Origin of the sequence: Saccharothrix coeruleofusca, from assembly GCF_014648515.1 — a bacterium.
GTDB lineage: Bacteria > Actinomycetota > Actinomycetes > Mycobacteriales > Pseudonocardiaceae > Actinosynnema > Actinosynnema coeruleofuscum.
The window spans coordinates 450-18,758 of the sequence record NZ_BMRG01000010.1 but is presented as its reverse complement, the minus strand read 5'-3'; the positions used below and the strand labels follow the sequence as shown (position 1 = coordinate 18,758).

Here is an 18,309-nt window from a genome sequence, read left to right as displayed (position 1 = left end):
GCGGCGCAGCCCGCGCTCGACGACGTCTCGCTCACCATCCCGAGGGGGCGGATCACCGCTCTGGTCGGGGAGAACGGCTCGGGCAAGTCCACCTTGGTGAAGTTGCTCGCCGGCCTCTACCTCCCGGACAGCGGCAGCGTCGTGTGGGACGACGTCCCCACCCGTCAGGCCGACCGGCAGCAGGTGTTCGACCGGATCGCCATGGTGGCCCAGGACTTCAAGCGCTGGCCCTTCACCGCCAGGGTCAACGTCGCCATCGGCGCCCCCCGCGCTCCCGACGACGACGGCAGGCTCAGCGCCGCCGCCGACCAGGCGGGGGCCACCCCGGTGATCGAGGGCCTGCCCCGTGGCTGGGCCACCTTGCTGGCCAGGGGGTACAAGGGCGGCCACCAGCTCAGCGGCGGCCAGTGGCAGCGCCTGGGCGTCGCCAGGGCCCACTACCGCCACGCCCCCGTCCTCGTCGTCGACGAACCCACCGCCGCGCTCGACGCCCGCGAGGAGCAGCGGGTGTTCGACCAGATCCGCGGACTGGCCGAGGGCGGGCAGACCGTCATCCTCATCACCCACCGGATGGCGTCCGTGCGCCACGCGGACCTGGTGCACGTGCTCCACCGGGGCAGGCTCGTCGAATCGGGCACGCCGGACCAGCTGTTGGAGCTGCCCGAGGGGCATTTCCGCGGCCTTTACGAGATCCAGGCCGCCCAGTTCGGCCCGAGAGCCGGTCGTGCGCGCCGCGAGGACCGGTTGCCGGTGGAGGCGGACCTTTCCTGAACTCGTCGCTCCAGTGGTCCGGCGTGGTTCGAAGCCACAGGAGTTGGACCCGCGTCAGCGTCAGGCGCTCGGCGCGGTGGCCGCGCCTGCCCGCTCCGGAACCGCGGTGGCGGGGCGGTGGGTGGTGGCCAGCAGGATCAGCCACACGATGAGCAGGATGGCCGCCGGGCGCAGGTACGGTTCCGGCAGGGAGTGCGCCACGAAGGTGTAGCCGCCCAGCCACGTCCCGGTGATCGCGCCCACGATCCGCACGACCGCCACCCGGTGCACCAGGGACGCCGTCGCGATCCAGAGGCCTGCCAGGATGTGGCCGCCAAGGCGGATCTGGTCGGGCAGTTCGGCGGGCACCTCGTTGATCAGGAGCGCACCGGCCAGCACGTCGAGGGTGATCCAGCCGAATCCCGCCGCCTTGGCCCACATCGGAGCGTCCATGCGGGAGATCAGGAACAGGATCGCGAGGTGGAACAGGACGCCGGGGTACTCCGCCCAGCGGGCGCCGGGGTCGACGAAGAAGGACACCAGCGGCGGCAGGAACAGCAGCAGGGGCAGAATTGCGATGGTCCGGAAGCCGAGGTATTCACGGTCGGAGCTGAGCACGGCGATGCCTTCCACGGTCGTCCAGCGGCTGAGTCACGCGTCAACGTAGAGGGAGGGTGTTGACATGTCAACATGGAAGCCGGGGGAGGCAACTGCCCTTTGGCTGCTGTGGAAACGTGTCAGCGAGGGTATCCGAGCCGGGGTCATCAGCGACATGACAGCGCAGACGGGAGTCTCCGAGCCCGAGCTGACCGTCATCGTGAAGGTCGACGAAGCAGGCGGCACCCTGCGCCAGAACGCGATCGCCGCACGACTGGGCTGGGACCGCACACGCCTGTCGCACCTGCTGACCAGGATGGAAGCACGCGGGTACGTCGCTCGGCAGAAGGTCGCGGGCGGCGTGGAGGTCACGTTGCTCCCCCCGGCGCAGGCGGTGCTCCAAGCATCGGTGCCCGGCCTCGAGAAGTCCGCGCGCAAGCACCTCGTGGACCGGCTCGACCCCGACGAGGCGGCGGCGCTCGGCCGCATCCTGCGCCGCCTCGCCGGGGACTGACCGGGCGCGATGGAGAACGCTCGACCGACGACGGACCGCCGACGCCCACTTCGTCGACCGCGTCGACGCCCAGCTGGACGGCCCGCGCGACGCGGGCGAGCCGGTCGACGTGCTGTTCGACGCCGTCATCCCTGGCCAGGGTCGCTTCGTCTACCTGGAAGGACTCGCCAACGGCCCGATCGTCGAACTGGTCGAGATGGTTGCCCCCTGAGCGGGAGCCGGGTCGCCGAACCAGTCGGCCGCAGCCTGGACGAACGCGGCGCGGTCGAACCCGTGCTCGCCCGCCCGGGCGACGACGCCGTCGGGGCGGACGAGCACGGCGGCGAAACCGAGGTCGTCCCCGGCCTGCCCGGCCGCGTACCGCACCCGGTCCGCCCACCCCGTCACCGACCCTCGCAAGCGCTGGTCGGCGGTGAAGTCCAGGGCGACACCCCGTCCGCCCCGGAGCAGGTCGGCCAGGCGGGTGCCGTCCGCCGAGCGGAACTCCGGGGCGTCGCGGCCGACGACGGGCTGGTCGCTGCCGAGGTCGTAGCGGATCGACAGCCCGGACAGCCTGGTAGACGTAGGTCGCCCCGTCGCGGGTCGCGAGCAGGTCGCGGAGCACGCCCTGGAGCGCCTGGGCGTAAGGACCCGGCTGGATGACCGCCACCTGGACGCGCGTCCAGTCGAGCACCTGCGCCCCGATCGGGTGGCGTTCGCGGGTGTAGGTGTCCAGCAGCCCGTCCGGCTCGTGTCCGCGCACGGCTGCGGCGAGTTTCCACCCCAGGTTCAACGCGCCACCGAGGCCGAGGTTGAGCCCCTGATCACCTACTGGGCGGTGAGCGAAGGCCGGTAGGAACTTCCGGCGAAGTGGTCACCGCGGTGCGGCAACTGTCCGATGTGGACGGGTTCGTCCGCGAAGACGTTCAGCGCGGCCGGGCAGGCCCTCGCGACCCCGGCATCGCCCACGAGCACGTCTAGGCGGCAGACCACGCGACCACGACCGGTCGTGCCAGGTTCGCACACCGAGTCACGTCCGGAGAGGTCGCCTCCGACGGATTCCGCCTGCGGTACTCCGGGCTGAAACCGATTACCTCGTGAGGGGTCCGTCGACGGGGATGGCGGGGATCGACTTCGGCGGTGAGGTTCGCCAGCCGGGTGGCCATGATCGCGGTGGGGAAGCCCCCAAGTCGTCAAGACGTTCGACGACATCCGGGTCGAACACCTGCGGCTCAACGCCCGAAGCGCGGCAGCGCCCGCGACGCCACCCAGGCTGGTTCCCTGCCTCGCGCGCCGGACCGGACAGCGAACCGGGAACAGTCCTGCCTACAGCTGCGTGACGCCGCCGTCGACGAGCAGTTCCGCGCCGGTGGTGAAAGCGCTCTGGTCGCTTGCCAGGTAGAGGGCGGTGGCGGCGACTTCGTCGGGACGGCCCACGCGGCCGAGCGGGCTCAGCGGGGCGGGTTCGGCCGTGGTGGGCCGGTCGCCGTGCGGGAGAGCGGCGCGGAGCTCGTCCCCGCCAGGAGTTTCGACCGGGCCGGGGGTGAGGGCGTTGACGCGGATTCCCCGGTCGGCCAGCTCGGCGGCCCAGGTGCGGGCGAGGCTGCGGATCGCGGCCTTGGTGGCGGCGTAGACCCCCAGGCCGGGAACGGCCCGCAGGGCCGCGCTGGAGGACAGCAGCACCACCGAGGCACCGGCCGTCAGCAGCGGCAGCGCTTTCTGCACGGTGAAGATCGTGCCCTTGAGGTTGATCGAGGTGGTGCGGTCGTACTCCCGCTCGGTGATCGTGCCGAGCGGGCCGTACTCCCCGACCCCGGCGTTGGCCACCACGACGTCCAAGCGACCGCTGCGGTCCGCGATCTCGGCGAAGAGCCGGTCGAGGTCGCCCAGGTCCGAGACGTCGCCCCGGACGGCCACAGCTCGGGGGCCGACCTGCGCGACGGCGGCGTCCAACTCGGCCTCGCGGCGGCCGGTGAGGTAGACGGTCGCGCCCTCGGCGGCGAAACGGCGGGCGATCGCCAGGCCGATGCCGCCGGTGGCGCCGGTGACGAGGGCGTTCCGGCCGTCCAGCTGTCCCATGAGACTCTCCCATTCCTTGACGTAACTATTTTTGTTACACCGGCGAGCGCGGAACACGACTCCCCCACCAGGGGAGTCAGCGCTCCGAGGTCAGGCGGCCTTCAGGACGTCCCGCAGCACGTCCTCCAGCGTGGTCTTGGCCAACTCCCCGCGCAGGGCGGCCTCCACCTCGTCGTACACGGCGGCCATCACCGGCCCGATGCCGTGACCCACCACGCACTCGGGGTCCGGCGTCGCGGGGTGCAGGGCGAAGAGCGGCCCCGGCTCGATCGCCCGGTAGACGTCGAGCAGGGTGATCGCCGCCAGGTCCCGCGTGAGCATCCACCCCGCTCCCGCGCCCCGGCGAGAATCGGCCAGGCCCGCCTTGCGCAGCTCGGCCAGCAGTCGGCGGATCACCACCGGGTTGGTGTTCACGCTCGTCGCGATCTGCTCGGAGGTGGCGACCTCGTAGCCACGCCGCTGGTACAGCCCGATCCACGTCAGGGCGTGCGCCGCGATGGTCAGCCGACTGTTGGCGCTCACGTCGCGCTCCACCTCCCCGTTCGCCACTCCTGGTCGTAACGATAGTTGTTACGACGGCGTGCGGCAAGTGCCGGGGTGCGGCCACTCCCCCGCGCTGGACCGCCCCAGGCGGGCCGGGGCCACCTCCGTGGTCAGAGGAGGCCACCGGCGTACGCCTGCGCCCTGGTCAGGAAGCGAGGTGGAGTCGGAGCCGGGAGGAGACGACTTCCTCGGGTGTGGCGTCCGGGAAGTGCGTCACGTACTGCCCCGACGGGGAGATCAGGTAGCTCATCGCGGTGTGCGGAACCCGATACCCGCCCGCCTCCTCGGGATCGTCCACGCGGGCGGCGAACGCCCGGAACTCCCGCATGGCCGACTCGATTTCCGCCGTGGTCCCGGTGAGCCCCGTGAAGCCGGGGTAGGAGCTGAGGAACTCCCTCATCACGGCGGGTGTGTCCCGGTCCGGGTCCACCGTGATGTACAGGGCGTCGACCCGATCGGCCAGATCACCGAGGTCCTTCAGAATCGCGGAGAAACGCCGCAGGGCGCGTGGGCAAACCGATCTGCAGTGGGTGAACCCGAAGAGCACGAGACGCCACCGGCCCTGGAAGTCCCTTTCGGTCACGTGCTGTCCGAAGTGGTCGGTGAGCGAGAACCTCGGATTGGTCGGCGCGCTCATGACACCCGCTTGAAGGTGAACTCCTGGTGTTGGTAGGGGGGTCTGAGGATGACATCGGCGGCATCGGTCCAGAGGTCCACCGGTTCATGCTGCTCCGTCGACACGGCGGCGTCCTCGATGGTGGCGAGCACGCGGTCGTCGGTGCTGACGGTCCAGCGGCCGTTCCCGCGGACGCGCGAGACCGCCACGGTGCCGTCACCCGGCACCCCGGCTACTCGGCGAAGCCGGACGCGCAGCGAGCCGTCGACGCACTCGGCCCGGCTGACGTCGACATCGCGGTCCACCGCCGTGAGCGCGGGCTGCCGGAAACGATCGCGGTCCCACGGTTCGTTGAACAGGGTCCACAAGCCGTCCTGGACGTTCAACCGCGCGTAGCCCAACAGCACGTTCCCGCTCATGGGTTCGATCTCCGTGCGGTTGCCGCGTTCGTCGGTCAGCGCGTCGTTGCGCGGGTAGTACAGGCCGCCGTCCCGCCTGCTCGGGTTCATGAACCTGTCGGCGTGGTCGAGCAGACCGCCGGAGGTGTTCTCGTCGCCCATCTCCGATGCCCACGCCGCGACCCAGCCGAAGTCGCAGCTGTCGACGACGACGGGTTCCCCCATCATCTCCTCGGGCGGCGACGAGGGCACGAACAAGGTTCCTTCCGGGCCCACCGCCACCAGCTTCGTGATCTGGTGGGGGTAGTTGGAGCGCACGAACCCGCGGTTCCACATGTTCATCAACGCACCGCACCACGCGTCGACCCACGGCGCGTTGAGAGCGTTGGGAAGAACCTGCCGGGAATCCTGCAGGATCATCATGTTGTAGTGCCCGTTCGAGTCCAAGCGGCCGAAGTCGCGCCACGCCCTCTCGTAGCCCGCGACCACCTCCTCCGCACGGCTTCCGCCGGTGATCAGGTCGTGCAGCCGGAAGCCCAGGATCGCGGGTTGGTTGCAGATCTGGAAGACGCAGTTCGGCTCGCAGGCCACCCCGAGGTAGCCGTTGCTCACCATCTGCCAGTAGATGTGCTCGTTGAGCTTCTCCCGGTCGTAGGGAAAACGCTTGCGTTCCCCACCCCAGAACGGTGACCAGTACTGGAACGTCAGCGATCCCTCGGACGCGTACCGGTCGCTGTCGAACAGGTAGTCGTGCAGCAGCGCCATCGACTGGACGTAGGCGCTGTACATGATGTTGTCCCGCGCCACCGGATCCCACTCCTCACCGAGCGAACCCGCGAGTGCCGCGTTGAAGACGCTGCCGCCCCGCCCCACATCCCTCCAGTACATCCAGACCTCGGGGAGCAGGATCTTGTCGATGAGCCGCTGGATCACGGGCTGGAAGAGACCCGGCGCCGCCGGGAGCCGGTTCCGGTGCGTCAGAGCGAGGGCGTAGGCCATGTACGCGAGCTGGAAGCGGTATCCGCCGAAGTCCTCCTGGTTGCCCCCCTTTCCCTGCATCAGGGACCAGTCGTTCGGCTGGCGCCGGGAGAGGTTGTCGAAGTGTCGTACGTGGCCCAACTGCTCATCGGTGAGTGCGGTGGACATTCGGCTCCTGAATCCTCGATTCCTTGGTGCGACGTAGTCGCTCGACTCGATCCGGACCGCGTGGGTCCGTCACCGGTGTCCGGTGGCCTACCGCGCCACCGACGCCTCGGGCGTGCCCCGGCCCTGTCCGACACCTGCCCAGCGACCGCGCAGGAGGATCCCTGCGGCCATCCCCAGAGCGGAGAGGCTGGCACACGCGAGCAGACCCATGCGCAAGCCCGGCGCGTCTTCCACGCCGTTGGCCAGTGTTCCGCCGTTCATCGCGGACGCGACCACCGTCGCGAGAGCCACGCCCACAGCGCCACCGATCTGCTGCATGGTGATCACGAGGGCCGATGCCACTCCGTGCATGCTTTCGCCGACACCGCTCATGGCCGCGATCGTGGCTCCCGGATAAGCCAGGGCGATGCCCGAGGTCATGACCAGGGAAGCCGGGATGATCACCGCGAGCACCGGCCCCACCAGCCCGGTGAGGGCGTACGTCGCGGTGGCGGTCGCCACCAGCGCGGAGCCCAGGACGAGTCCCGTCCGCGCTCCCGACCGAGTGACCAGTCGGGCCCCTCTCGGCGAGGCGATGATGGACAGCACCGCGGTCGGCAGGAAGACGACGCCCGCAGCGAACGGTCCGTAGTGCTCGATTCCCTGCAGGTACGAGGACACGATGAAAATGGCCGCGGAGACGCCCGCGAAGAACGTGAACGCCACGAGGTTGGCCGCCTGCACGCTCCGCGAACCGACGAGGGCTCGTGGCAGCTGCCGCGTTCCACGTACTCGCCCGGTGACCACGAGGCAGACCGTCAGGGCCAGGGCGGCTGCCAGGCACGCCGCGGCGACCACCGGATGCGCCGTGATCGAGCCGATGCCGTGGACAGCCGCGAGCAGCGCCATGGTGCTGATCAGCGGTCTGGCGAGGGACCGCGGCCGCAGACCGGTCGCGTTGTCCTTGTCGTCGGGGAGGACGGAGTACCCGGTGCCGAGGATGAGCAGCGCCATGACGACGAAGATCGCGAACCCGGAGCGCCAGCCGAACAACTGCGTCAGCCCGCCCGTGACGATCAGCCCGGCGGCGTAGCCGCTGCCGCCCACCGCCGCCCAGAAGCCCAGTGCGCGGTTTCGCACCGGCCCTTCGGGAAAGGTGGTCGTGATGATGGCCATGGCTCCCGGAACGGTGAACGCGGCCCCGATCCCTTGGACGACGCGGCCGGATATGAGCATGACCGGGTTCGCGGCCACTGTCGCGATGAGCGATCCCAGGCCGAAGATGCCGACGGCCACCAGGAAGGCGCGCCGACGGCCGACCGCGTCGGCCAGCTGCCCGCCCAGCAGCAGCAATCCGCCGAACGCCACCAGGTAGGAACTCGCGACGAGCTGGGAGGCGTCAGGAGTCAACCGGAGGTCGGCCGTGATCTGCGGTAGCTGCACGTTGACGTTGGCGAGGTTCATCCCCTCGAAGAGCATCGTCGTGCAGAGCACCCCCAGAACGTTCCGCTGTCCCGAGGAGAACTTCTCGGCGGCATCGTTCGGCGACGCCTCTTCCGTCCCGCCCCCTCCTGCGGCCCTCATGCCCGCGAGCCCCTGATGTCGTTCTCACCGGAGGGCTTCGAGCCGGTTTCCCCACCGGCCACGCGCGCGGCGGCCATCTCGTAGAGGCCGCTGTCGCCGTCGATCGGCCCGGTTCGCCCCACAACCCATTTCCTGATGCGCCAACCGTTTTCGGTGCGGGTCAGCTCCAGCTGCCACTTCCCGCGCATGGCGCAGTAGTCGACAGGCCCCGGAGCGTCCCGCAAGTGGTGATAGGCGAGCACATACGCCTGGCAACGCGCGAGGTCGCCTTCCAGATCGATCCGGATGTTGGACACCACGTGGTCGGTGGCGTCGAACCCCTCCAGCGCGTTGCGCGCCCCGTCGACCAACTCCTCGACGGCCACTTCCCTGGGCGGGGAGCCCAGGTGCGCGGACAGGTCGACCACCACCTGCGAGGCGAAGATGCGCGGGAACAGGTCCCAGCCGCGCTCGTCCTGCGCATACGCCAGCGAAGTGACCAGATCGCTGATCGTGATGCGGTCGACCACATGGTCACCGATAGCCGACGTCATGCAACCACTCGATTCTTTGTCAGTTTGATCTGCCGTCCAACGTTCACGGAGCGGTCCGGCACCCGACGTCGTCCACCGGTCCGCGGATCGCCCGCAACCACGACACCGGGACCGAAACCGATCCGCTCGCGTCGGCGTGGAGAATTCACCCGTACCTGTCGACGCCCCGTCGGCCGCGACCGCGTCAACGCTTCCCGGATCGCCGGTCCCGCTCGCTGGTCCGGCTCCACCACCTCCGACGGGGCAACCATGCCACGGCGGCGAAAGATCGTGAATTTCTGTTGCCGAAGCCGCAAAAGCGAGTACCCCACGAGCGCAGACGCACCAGTCATGACGCGAACGGGAGTAGTCGGCCATCGCGCGCCCGATGACCTCACGGGTGACCAGTTCAACGCCGGGCATTCGCCGTGCTCGGACAGCGGAGGGCAGCGTCGGGGCGGACCTCTACTCACGCATCGCCGCCCCGACGAACCGGTGCACCGCCGTCCTGTTCGGCGACGGCGGTCCAGATCCCCCCGAGATTTTCCCCAGAGCGCGGGGACAGCATCGCCCCGGCAGGCAACGACGTCACGGCCGACCTCGAAGTGCCGTCGACCGATGCGTCGCGCGAGGTTGAGCAGGTCAGTGCGCTGCGGCGAGCGCGAACCCACGACTCCGCTCGCAGTCGGCCGGGCGTCACCACGATATTCCGACAGACCCATCAGAGAGGGGTTGCAGCGTGAAACTGCTCATCACTTGCGCCGTGGCGTCGATTGCGGCTTTGTTCTCGACAGCAGTCGTCACGCCTGCGTCCGCCGTGACCCAGCCCTCCGCGCTGACCGGCGAGCGGTGGCGGTTCCACGCCCAGTACAACGGCCTGGTCATGGACGCCGCCAACTCCGGTGGACATGGCAGCGCCGTTCAACTGTGGCCGTCGAACGGCACCGCCGCCCAGGTGTGGGTGCAGGAGAACGCACGCGAAGGGGGCAACTACCTCCACCCGTCCTACGACTGGGGGTTGTGCCTGGACTTCGACGGAGACCGCGGCTGGGGAGTGCCGATGAAGGTCAACCGCTGTGACGGCAGCGCCTCCCAACGTTGGCATTTCTTCATCCACAGCGCGGGCGGTTACGAACTCGCCACGCACACCGATCGGGCCTTCGTCCTCGACGTGCCGAACTCCAACTTCGCCGCCGGGCAGCAACTGCAACTGTGGGGCCCCAACAACGGCGTCGCGCAGCAGTGGAGCATATGGGGCGCGTAGCCGTCAGCCCCGGAGGAGGACGAGGAGCCCCTGGTGAGACCGGATTCGCGGAGATCGAGTCCGAGCCGGGGCTCCTCGTGATCACCTGTCGTGCCGCACTCGACGTGTCCCTCGAACTCGCCGACGCCGCGCCCGCCCGCTGCGGGCGGAACGGTTCCTCGACCCCGTCAGGCGCGAAGCCGCCGACTGACCGCTCATCGCCGAAGAGCACCACCTGCCAGTGGTGCCGGACCGACGACTGCGCACCCAACCGGCCGGCGGTATGCCCGCTGAGCAGCGGGTTCGGCACGACCTGAACACTTTCGCCGCGCGTTGGCAAAGACGGGGTGCAAGGGCGAAGCGAACCGAGGAGCTTCATGTCGTCAGACGCGGAACTGATCGGCAGATCACTGCGCGGAGACACCAGTGCCTTCGTGGAAGTGATCAGGCGTCACGAGACGGCGATCGGGAACTACCTCGCGCGCAGAGTGGGCCGCCAGGCCGCCGAGGACGTGCTCGGCGACGTGTGGGTGGCGGCCTACGAGTCCAGGGCGACCTATGACCGCTCGTACCCCGAAGCCAGGCCTTGGCTGTACGGGGTCGCGCTGAACAGGTTGCGGCGGCACTGGCGGTCCGAACCCGCTGAGCAACCCGCGCCGGACCTGACCCGCCTGGCGCACGACTGGGATCCCTGGCCCGCGGTGGATGCCCGCGTGGACGTGCAGGCGCCGCTGCGCCGGGCTCTGGCCCGGCTCAAACCGGAGGAGCGGGAAGTCCTGGGCCTGGTCGCGTGGGAGGACCTGACCGTCGCGGAGGCCGGGCGGGTGCTCGACATCCCGGCGGGCACGGCTCGCCGCCTGCTGCACCAAGCTCGCAAGGCGCTGCGAGAGGCTCCGGAAGTGGCCGCGCTGCTGCAAGTCCCGACGACGTGAGAAGACGACACATGGACGAAATGGATCTGATGAAGAAGCTGAGCGATGTGCCATCCCCCAGTCCTGAGGCCTACGACCGCGCTCGCGCGGTGTTGGAGACGGCGGTGGCGGAACCCGTGGACACCGTCGTGCGACCGAAGCGCTGGTTCTCCTGGCCCAGGGCGGGCGTCGCCGCCGTGGGCGCGGCGGCCGTCGCCGCGACCGTGGTGATGGGCGTGACGGGCGGCAGCGCCCCGACCGGCACCTCCACCGAGGCGGCCTCGCCGGTGGTCGAGTCACCGCTGGTGAAACTGGCCTCCGAGGTCAAGGCCGCCGCCGCGCAGCCGGGTGATTCCTCGCTGGTCATCGCCACGAAGACCGCGCCGGACAACTCTCGCCACGTCTACTACACCCTCTACACCGACAAGGGCCAGATCTTCACGGGGGACTCGACGACCCTGGCGTCCTCGGTGACCAGGAACGACGACCAGGCCACGCCGTACAACGCGAAGGTGATGGCGGCCGCCCGCGAAGCCGCGAACGGCGACGTGGAGAAGGCCAGGATCGCGATGATCACCGCCGCCAACAACGCCCTGGGAGTCGGCCTGGACCCCGCCGCGGCGGACAAGGCATGGGCGGACACCCAAGCGGAGGTCGCGGAGACGTTCCGCAAGCTCGGCAAGGAGGTTCCCGCGCCCAGGCCGCGTCCGACGGGCAAGGAGCTGGAGAACCGCATCAACAACCACCTCTGGAGCAATGCCACGTACGCGCTGGTCGTCGGTGCCGCCAACACGGAGGTCCGCGCGGGTGTGCTGAAGCTGCTCGCGACCATCAAGGAGGTGACCGTCGGCGAGACCGACCTCGACGGCCAGCGCGTGCTGACCATCACCGCGAGCCCCGACATCCTGGGCGGCAACGCTTCGGCGGTGCTGACCCTCAACGCCGACAACGGCCTGCCCATCCGCGACGAGGTCTTCCCGGCCAAGGACTCGCCGCAGCCGTCGAAGCACGCCGTGGTGAGCTACGAGTCGTCCCGCGTGAGCCTCGCCGACGTGGCCGCGGGCAAGATCTGATCTCCCGCTGAACCGCCTTTGGGAGGGCAGGCACACGCCTGCCCTCCCAAAGGCGGTTCATGCCACGGGCGCGCCCGGCCCGGTCGAGCCGGTGCGATCTCCTGCCGACGACGACAACGCGGCCTCAGCCGGGTTCGCGTCCGCGCACGTCCCGCGGCCGCGAAACGAACAGGCTATCCGCTAAACTGGAGGTCTGCCCCGAAGCTCGACCGGAAGAGGCGTTGCACATGACCGAAGAGCTCGCGACAGGCAAGCGGGTCGACGCCAGGCGGAACCGCGCCAGGATTCTCGACGTCGCCCGCGAGGCGCTCGCGGAGATTGGCGACCTCCCGTCGATGGCGGAGATCTCCCGGCGGGCCGGGGTCGGCATGGCCACCCTCTACCGCAACTTCCCCGGACGGCCGGAGCTGGTCGAGGAGCTGTACCGCTCGCAGGTCGACGACATCTGCGCCTCGGCGAGGACGGCAGGCGGAGACACCCCCGGTGAGGTGCTGTTCTCCTGGCTCAGGCGCTTCCGCGCGGCCGGAGCGCGCAAGGGTCCGCTCGCGACGCTGCTGCTGGAGGACTCCGACGGCGACAGCGCCGTGCTCAACGAGAGCCGGTCACGCGTGATCGCCGCGGCGCAGCCCCTCTTCGACGCGGCCTCGGCCAGCGGCGAGGTGCGTGACGACGTATCCCCGGGCCAAGTCCTCGACGCCATCGTCGCACTTGAGCGCGTCCGCGAAGATCCGACCTCGAACACCTCGATGATCCAGGTGTTGTTCGACGGTCTTCGCAGGTAGAGACCCTCACTGCGCAGTCTTCTTGCAAACGGACAGCCTCTCCGATACTTTGTGGAGAGGCTGTCCGTTTGCGTCGGGCAGCGGTTCCGCCCCGAGAACGAGAGGACCGGAGATGAGTGTTCAGCCGTTGGACGCAGTCGCCACCACCCCGCCGATCGCCGAGGAAGCCCGTCGAGACGTGCCCGAGTTCGTGCTCTCCGGCGACCGGCGGATGTGGATCGGCGGCGAGTGGGTGGCCGCGGCGTCCGGCCGGACCCTGCCCAACACCGACCCGGTCACCGAGCACCCCCTCGCGACCGTTCCCCGCGGCGATGCCGCTGACGTCGACGCGGCGGTGCGGGCGGCGAAGAAGGCTTTCACGGACCCGTCCTGGGCGGAGATGACCCCCGACCGCCGTGGCCGGATCCTCAACCAGATCGCCGACGTCATCGAGCGGCACGCCGAAGAGCTCGCGACGATCGACTCGGTGAACATGGGCGCGCCGCGCCTGATCACCCGCACCATGCTGGCCGAGGCCGGTGAGGTCTTCCGCTACTACGCGGGCTGGCCCACCAAGCTCTTCGGCACGCAGGTCCCCACCCGTGGCGACCGGCTCGCCTACACCCGCAAGGAACCGCTGGGCGTGGTGGGCGTCATCTGGGGCTGGAACGGCCCGATGGGCCAGCTTCCCGGCAAGCTCGCCCCGGCACTGGCCGCGGGCAACACCGTCGTCCTCAAGCCCGCGGAGACGGCCTCGCTGAGCACGCTGCGCCTGGCCGAGCTGCTCGCCTCCACCGACCTGCCCGACGGCGTGGTCAACGTGGTGACCGGGCGAGGTGACGAGGCCGGTCAGGCGCTGGTCGCGCACCCGGACGTCGCCAAGATCGCCTTCACCGGTTCCACCACCACCGGCAAGCACGTGCAGAAGACCGCCACCGAGACGCTCAAGCAGGTCACCCTCGAACTCGGCGGCAAGTCGCCCTCCGTCGTGTTCGCCGACGCGGACCTCGAGCGCGCCGCTCGCGGCGTCGCCGCCGGATTCCTCGGCAACGCGGGCCAGGCCTGCGTCTCGACGACGCGCATCTTCGTCCAGGAGAGCGTCCGCGACGAGTTCGTCGAGCTGCTGAAGCAGGCGATGACCACCGTGTTCACCCCCGCGGACTCGCTGTCGTCCGGGACCGTGGTGGGGCCGCTGTCGACCAGGGCCCAGTTCGACCGGGTCAGCTCGTACCTGGAGCTCGCCGTCGAGGAAGGCGCGAACGTGGTCACCGGCGGCACCCGCTACGGCGACCGCGGTTACTTCATCGCGCCGACCCTGCTCGACGACGTGACCCCGGACATGCGCGTGGTGCGGGAGGAGATCTTCGGGCCGGTCGGCGCGTTGATGACCTTCACCGATGTCGACGACGCGATCGCGAAGGCCAACGACACCGAGTACGGCCTGGCCGCGTCGATCTGGACGACCGACCTCACCACCGCGCACCGCATGGCCGCGGCGGTCCAGGCGGGCACGGTCTGGGTGAACACGTGGGGCGAGATGAGCACCGGCAACCTCCCCTTCGGCGGCTACAAGCAGTCCGGCCTCGGCCGTGAGGGCGGCCTGGAAGTCCTCGACGCCTACACCCAGTCCAAGGCCGTCGTCGTCGCCCTGTAGTTCCGCCAAGTCCCCTGCAGTCCCGCCAAGTCCCCTGCAGTCCCGCGAAGTCCGCGGATCAGGCCGGACCCGCCCGAAGGCGCACCGGCGCAGCTCGAACCGGCCGCTCCCATCCGCGCTCTTCCGGCGCGCATACCGATTTCGGTGAACACCCGCGAATTCCGGGGTGTCTTCCGCATGCCCATCTCACCCGCAGGCGAACGCTGTGGCGGCCCCACCGGTCGGGCGCCGCCACAGCGTTCACCCCCTCCCCGGAAGGAACTCCGATGACCGCCACCCGGCCGAGCCGGTACTCCGGACTGCGGTTGATCATCGCCCTCGGCGCGATGGTCGCCCTCGGACCGCTCACCATCGACATGTACCTGCCCGCGCTGCCCTCGATCGCCGACGACCTCGGCACCACGGCGGCCTCGGTCCAGTTGACGCTGACCGGCAGCCTCCTCGGCCTCGGGCTCGGGCAACTGCTCGCGGGCCCGTACTCCGACGCCGTCGGCAGGCGCCTCCCCCTCGTCCTGGGCACGGTCCTGCACGTGCTCACATCGGTGCTGTGCGCGTTCACCACCGACATCACCACGCTCACCGCCCTCCGCGTCGCGCAGGGCCTCGGCGCCGCGGCCACGACGGTGGTGGCGATGGCCATGGTCCGCGATCTGCACGAGGGAAGCACGGCGGCGAGGATGATCGCCCACCTCATGCTCGTCACGGGCGTCGCCCCCGTTCTCGCCCCCTCGCTCGGCAGCGCGGTGCTGCTCGCCGGGTCCTGGCGGTGGGTGTTCGGCGCGCTGGCGTTCATCGGCGCCGCGCTGATCGCGGTGGCGGTGTTCGCGGTGCCGGAGACCCTGCCCGCGCAGCGCCGGAAACCCCTTGCGCCGCGTTCCGTGTCCCAGGGCTTCCGGACCGTTCTGCGCGATGGCGACTTCGTCCTGCTGACCCTGGCGGCCGGACTCGCCTTCGGGTCGATCTTCGCCTACATCTCCGGGGCACCGTTCGTGCTGCGGCACCAGTACGGCCTGGACGAACAGGAGTTCGGCCTGGTGTTCGCCCTCGGCGCCGTCGCGCTCGTCGGCGGCACGCAGCTCAACCCGTTGCTGCTGCGCCGGTTCACGCCTCTGCGCATCATGTCCTCCGCCACCGTCGTCGCGACCACCGCTGCCTGCGTCCTGATCTTCGCCACGGCGGTGCGGCCCGGATCACTGGCCTGCTTGCTCGTCCCGCTCGCCGTCGTGATCGGCAGCATCGCGCTCGTCACGCCGAACGCGACGGCACTGGCGCTCTCGGGCCACGGCCAAGCCGCGGGCACCGCGGCATCGGTGCTGGGAGCGATCCGGTTCGCACTGGGATCAGCCATCGCACCCCTGGTCGGCGTGCTCGGCGGCGACAGCACCGCCACCGCGGTGGTCATGGCAGGCAGTGCCGCGACCGCGTTTCTGCTCGTCCTGAGGTTGCGGTCGCGCCAGCGGCCCGCCCGCCTGCCGGTGGCGGTCGTGAGCGCGCAGATCAGCGCCCCTGCCGCCTGACAGCTCCCACGGGACGCCGGTGCGGAGTCTCCATCAGCCCCGGAGCGACTCGTTGCCGTCGTACCGGGTCAGCACGAAGTCGACGTCCTTGTCGCCGCGCCCCGACAGGTTGACCAGGATGCGTTCGGTGGGCGGCCTGCCTGCTGCCAGGCGGATCGCGAACGCGAGGGCGTGCGCGCTCTCGAGCGCCGGGACGATCCCCTCCGACCGTGCGACGCGGAGGAACGTGGCGACTGCTTCCTCGTCGGAAACGGTGTCGACGGACAACCGGCCGGACTTGCTCAGCATGGCCATCTCGGGGCCGACACCGGGGTAGGCGAGCCCGGAGGCGATCGACATCACCGCGGCGGGTCCACCGTCGTCCCGCCGCAGGACGACGGACGAGGCCCCGTGCAAGGTCCCCGGACGCCCGAAGGTCAGCGTGGCCGCGTGCTGACCGGGCTCGGCACTCCTGCCGAGGGGTTCGACCGCGTGCAGGGCGACCTCGGGATCGTCCAGGAAACCGGAGTACAGCCCGAGCGCGTTCGAGCCGCCTGCGACGCACGCGACGACGTGGTCGGGCAGCGCTCCGCCGGTGATCGAGAGGAACTGCGCACGCGCCTCCTGCCCGACCACCGACTGGAAGTCGCGAACGATCATCGGGAACGGGTGTGGTCCGATGGCCGAACCTATCCCGTAGAGGGCGTGGGCGTGCTGCTCGGCGTAAGCGTGCATCGCCGAGTCGCTGGCCTCCTTCAAAGTCGACTGACCGGCGGCCACCGGGACGACCTGTGCCCCCAGCAGGCGCATGAGGCTCACGTTCGCGTTCACCTTGTCGGCGTCGACCGCGCCGATGTGCACTTCGCATTCGAGCCCGAAACGGGCTGCCGCGCTGGCGAGCGCGACGCCGTGCTGGCCCGCGCCCGTCTCGGCGATCAGCTTGCGCTTGCCCATCTTCACGGCGAGGAGCGCGAACCCCACGCAGTGGTTGATCTTGTGCGCACCGGTGTGGTTGAGGTCCTCGCGTTTGACGTAGATCCTGGCGCCACCCAGCTGGTTCGAGGTGTTCTCCAGGTGGTGCACCGGCGTGGGCCTGCCCTGCAGACCGACGCGGACGGTGTCGAGCTCGTGCCGGAACTCCGGCGATGCCCGCAGTTCCTCGTACGCGCCGGTGAGTTCCTCGAGCGCGGGCCTCATGCGCTCAGGCCAGTGGTTGCCGCCGAAATCCCCGTAGTAGCCATTGGCGTCGGGAGAGCGGCTGACGTGGTTGCTGCTGTGCGACATCGTGACCACCTTTCAGGAAGGTCGACGGTAGGCACGCCCGAGTCCGGAGTCTTGAACAGGATGTGCGCCACGGCCGCTCAGCGGCTGGAGCGGCCCACGCCGCGCGACAGCGCTCCCGGCGGCACGCCGAACACCTTCTTGAACTCGCGGGTGAGGTGTGGTTGATCGGAGAAGTCCACCATCTGCGCGACGTCGTTCAGCCCGAACCCGGCGCAGATGAGCTCCCTGGCACGGGCGACGCGGACCTGACGGGCGTAGGTCTGCGGGGGAACACCGATCGTCCGCCTGAAGGAGCGGGCGAGGTGGCTCGGGTTGACCCCGATCTGGCGCGCGAGGTCGTCCGTGCGAGTCGAGCGCGCGTCGCCCCGCCTGATGAGCAGGCACGCCATTCGCGCGATCGACATCGGGGTCAACGCGGGGGACTCGACCGAGAAACTGCATTCCCGCAGCAGCCGCCGGAGGGATTCCTCGATCGACGCGCTGTCGGCGATCGGTGCCGACAGCGCGTCGACCAGCTCGCGGGTCGTTCGGCTTCGTGTCACCACACCGGTGCGCGTGGTTCGGATCTCGCCCGGCCGGACCGGACCGGTGCAGCTGTCGAGGAACGTCTCCGACGGGTAGAGGACGTCGTATCGCGCGGGGCCCCCCGCACTGCTGCCCGCGTGCACTTCGAACGGGTTGAAGAAGAACACGTCGCCCGCGCGGACGGTCCCGCTCCAGCGGCTGGACCGGATGTGCGCGGTTCCGCTCGTGACGGCCACGACCGAGTACGTGTCGTGCAGGTGCGGGTCGAAGTCCACCGCCGCCGCCCGCGCACGGAGGAGATCCACGTGCTGGAGCGCGAACGTCATCGAGTCGACCCGTGTCACAGCGGGAAGTCCTCCGCGCGGCCTGCTCCGCCCCGGCCACCGGCGCACCTCGCGCATCGACGGCCTTCGCGGCAGGGCCTGGACCAACCGGTCGGCGCGGCGGCGACCGACCTCGCGCCGGGCTCGTGGATCGGCTGGGCCTGCCGTCCGGCCGTCGCCTGCTTCATGTGCGTCCTCCGCGGCGTCCGCCGTCATCAAAGCACGCCGCGCATCGTCCCCGGGAAGTCCCCAGCTCTCGGGACGGCCGGTGGCGCGCCGTCCCGGCCGCCGTCACAACGCGAGGCGCCGCACCCGGCCACGCTTTCCGGAACGAGGCGGAGT

At 70.1% G+C, this 18,309-nt stretch carries 17 protein-coding genes and 2 pseudogenes; 8 read left to right on the top strand and 11 right to left on the bottom strand.

The annotated features are described in order from the left end of the window. Positions 1 to 771: ATP-binding cassette domain-containing protein (locus IEZ00_RS36975; RefSeq protein ID WP_229795999.1), on the top strand; the 771-nt coding region annotated here is incomplete at its 5' end. 60 nt (positions 772 to 831) lie between these two features. Here IEZ00_RS36975 and IEZ00_RS22735 read toward each other — a convergent pair. Continuing rightward, positions 832 to 1,383: a hypothetical protein gene (locus IEZ00_RS22735; RefSeq protein ID WP_229795998.1), complete on the bottom strand. Its 552-nt coding sequence runs from the start codon at positions 1,381 to 1,383 to the stop codon at positions 832 to 834. A gap of 139 nt (positions 1,384 to 1,522) precedes the next feature. Here IEZ00_RS22735 and IEZ00_RS22730 point away from each other — a divergent pair, with 139 nt between their 5' ends. Then, positions 1,523 to 1,861: a MarR family winged helix-turn-helix transcriptional regulator gene (locus IEZ00_RS22730; protein ID WP_229796031.1), complete on the top strand. Its 339-nt coding sequence runs from the start codon at positions 1,523 to 1,525 to the stop codon at positions 1,859 to 1,861. Positions 1,862 to 2,140: 279 nt separating this feature from the next. Here the strand turns inward: IEZ00_RS22730 and IEZ00_RS38140 are convergent. The 8 genes and pseudogenes from IEZ00_RS38140 to IEZ00_RS22695 form a co-directional block, all read right to left on the bottom strand. After that, positions 2,141 to 2,311, bottom strand: a pseudogene (locus IEZ00_RS38140) (aromatic-ring hydroxylase C-terminal domain-containing protein); the annotation flags it as partial. Between the two features lie 268 nt (positions 2,312 to 2,579). Further along, positions 2,580 to 2,633: pseudogene (locus IEZ00_RS36970) on the bottom strand (hypothetical protein); the annotation flags it as partial. A 533-nt stretch (positions 2,634 to 3,166) separates the two neighbouring features. Further along, on the bottom strand, positions 3,167 to 3,919 hold the full coding sequence (locus IEZ00_RS22720; RefSeq protein WP_189225343.1) for an SDR family NAD(P)-dependent oxidoreductase: 753 nt from the start codon (positions 3,917 to 3,919) through the stop codon (positions 3,167 to 3,169). A 90-nt stretch (positions 3,920 to 4,009) separates the two neighbouring features. Continuing rightward, a complete protein-coding gene (locus IEZ00_RS22715) occupies positions 4,010 to 4,441 on the bottom strand; it encodes an Rrf2 family transcriptional regulator (protein ID WP_189225342.1) in 432 nt (143 codons plus the stop codon). 166 nt (positions 4,442 to 4,607) lie between these two features. Next, the gene (locus tag IEZ00_RS22710; RefSeq protein WP_189225341.1) at positions 4,608 to 5,099 is read right to left on the bottom strand and encodes an SCO family protein; all 492 of its coding nucleotides are present in this window, start codon (positions 5,097 to 5,099) and stop codon (positions 4,608 to 4,610) included. Then, positions 5,096 to 6,622 (bottom strand): linalool dehydratase/isomerase domain-containing protein, encoded by a 1,527-nt coding sequence (locus IEZ00_RS22705; RefSeq protein ID WP_189225340.1) that lies wholly within the window; start codon positions 6,620 to 6,622, stop codon positions 5,096 to 5,098. Before IEZ00_RS22705 ends, IEZ00_RS22710 begins: the two co-directional genes overlap by 4 nt. Before the next feature lie 87 nt (positions 6,623 to 6,709). After that, positions 6,710 to 8,185 (bottom strand): MFS transporter, encoded by a 1,476-nt coding sequence (locus IEZ00_RS22700; protein WP_189225339.1) that lies wholly within the window; start codon positions 8,183 to 8,185, stop codon positions 6,710 to 6,712. Then, entirely contained in the window at positions 8,182 to 8,718 is a 537-nt protein-coding gene (locus IEZ00_RS22695; RefSeq protein WP_189225338.1) for a nuclear transport factor 2 family protein, read from the bottom strand. Before IEZ00_RS22695 ends, IEZ00_RS22700 begins: the two co-directional genes overlap by 4 nt. A 718-nt stretch (positions 8,719 to 9,436) precedes the next feature. Here IEZ00_RS22695 and IEZ00_RS22690 point away from each other — a divergent pair. The 6 genes from IEZ00_RS22690 (at position 9,437) to IEZ00_RS22665 (ending at position 15,856) form a co-directional block, all read left to right on the top strand. Beyond that, complete coding sequence (locus IEZ00_RS22690; RefSeq protein WP_189225337.1) at positions 9,437 to 9,961, top strand: RICIN domain-containing protein; 525 nt, start codon at positions 9,437 to 9,439, stop codon at positions 9,959 to 9,961. A gap of 419 nt (positions 9,962 to 10,380) precedes the next feature. Beyond that, positions 10,381 to 10,872, top strand: a complete 492-nt coding sequence (locus IEZ00_RS22685) for an RNA polymerase sigma factor (protein ID WP_229795997.1) — start codon at positions 10,381 to 10,383, stop codon at positions 10,870 to 10,872. Positions 10,873 to 10,883: 11 nt separating this feature from the next. Further along, positions 10,884 to 11,924, top strand: a complete 1,041-nt coding sequence (locus IEZ00_RS22680) for a hypothetical protein (protein ID WP_229795996.1) — start codon at positions 10,884 to 10,886, stop codon at positions 11,922 to 11,924. Positions 11,925 to 12,151: 227 nt separating this feature from the next. After that, positions 12,152 to 12,706, top strand: a complete 555-nt coding sequence (locus IEZ00_RS22675; protein ID WP_189225335.1) for a TetR/AcrR family transcriptional regulator — start codon at positions 12,152 to 12,154, stop codon at positions 12,704 to 12,706. A gap of 112 nt (positions 12,707 to 12,818) precedes the next feature. Next, positions 12,819 to 14,339, top strand: a complete 1,521-nt coding sequence (locus tag IEZ00_RS22670; RefSeq protein ID WP_229795995.1) for an aldehyde dehydrogenase family protein — start codon at positions 12,819 to 12,821, stop codon at positions 14,337 to 14,339. A gap of 266 nt (positions 14,340 to 14,605) precedes the next feature. After that, positions 14,606 to 15,856 carry a multidrug effflux MFS transporter gene (locus tag IEZ00_RS22665; protein WP_189225334.1) on the top strand — a complete coding sequence of 417 codons (1,251 nt, stop codon included), beginning with the start codon at positions 14,606 to 14,608 and terminating at the stop codon, positions 15,854 to 15,856. 33 nt (positions 15,857 to 15,889) lie between these two features. On the opposite strand, the gene trpB is transcribed toward IEZ00_RS22665, so the two are convergent. Then, positions 15,890 to 17,119, bottom strand: coding sequence for a tryptophan synthase subunit beta (gene trpB / locus IEZ00_RS22660; RefSeq protein ID WP_189225333.1), 1,230 nt, complete (start codon positions 17,117 to 17,119; stop codon positions 15,890 to 15,892). Positions 17,120 to 17,196: 77 nt separating this feature from the next. Then, complete coding sequence (locus IEZ00_RS22655; protein WP_229796030.1) at positions 17,197 to 17,970, bottom strand: helix-turn-helix domain-containing protein; 774 nt, start codon at positions 17,968 to 17,970, stop codon at positions 17,197 to 17,199. Positions 17,971 to 18,309: the final 339 nt, after the last annotated feature.

Coding starts and splice junctions, on each gene's coding strand:
- IEZ00_RS22695 (WP_189225338.1), bottom strand. CDS start 8,718: ATGACGTCGGCTATCGGTGACCATGTGGTCGACCGCATCACGATCAGC.
- IEZ00_RS22710 (WP_189225341.1), bottom strand. CDS start 5,099: ATGAGCGCGCCGACCAATCCGAGGTTCTCGCTCACCGACCACTTCGGA.
- IEZ00_RS22675 (WP_189225335.1), top strand. CDS start 12,152: ATGACCGAAGAGCTCGCGACAGGCAAGCGGGTCGACGCCAGGCGGAAC.
- IEZ00_RS22720 (WP_189225343.1), bottom strand. CDS start 3,919: ATGGGACAGCTGGACGGCCGGAACGCCCTCGTCACCGGCGCCACCGGC.
- IEZ00_RS22655 (WP_229796030.1), bottom strand. CDS start 17,970: ATGACGTTCGCGCTCCAGCACGTGGATCTCCTCCGTGCGCGGGCGGCG.
- IEZ00_RS22670 (WP_229795995.1), top strand. CDS start 12,819: ATGAGTGTTCAGCCGTTGGACGCAGTCGCCACCACCCCGCCGATCGCC.
- IEZ00_RS22680 (WP_229795996.1), top strand. CDS start 10,884: ATGGACGAAATGGATCTGATGAAGAAGCTGAGCGATGTGCCATCCCCC.
- IEZ00_RS22730 (WP_229796031.1), top strand. CDS start 1,523: ATGACAGCGCAGACGGGAGTCTCCGAGCCCGAGCTGACCGTCATCGTG.
- IEZ00_RS22665 (WP_189225334.1), top strand. CDS start 14,606: ATGACCGCCACCCGGCCGAGCCGGTACTCCGGACTGCGGTTGATCATC.
- trpB (WP_189225333.1), bottom strand. CDS start 17,119: ATGTCGCACAGCAGCAACCACGTCAGCCGCTCTCCCGACGCCAATGGC.
- IEZ00_RS22700 (WP_189225339.1), bottom strand. CDS start 8,185: ATGAGGGCCGCAGGAGGGGGCGGGACGGAAGAGGCGTCGCCGAACGAT.
- IEZ00_RS22705 (WP_189225340.1), bottom strand. CDS start 6,622: ATGTCCACCGCACTCACCGATGAGCAGTTGGGCCACGTACGACACTTC.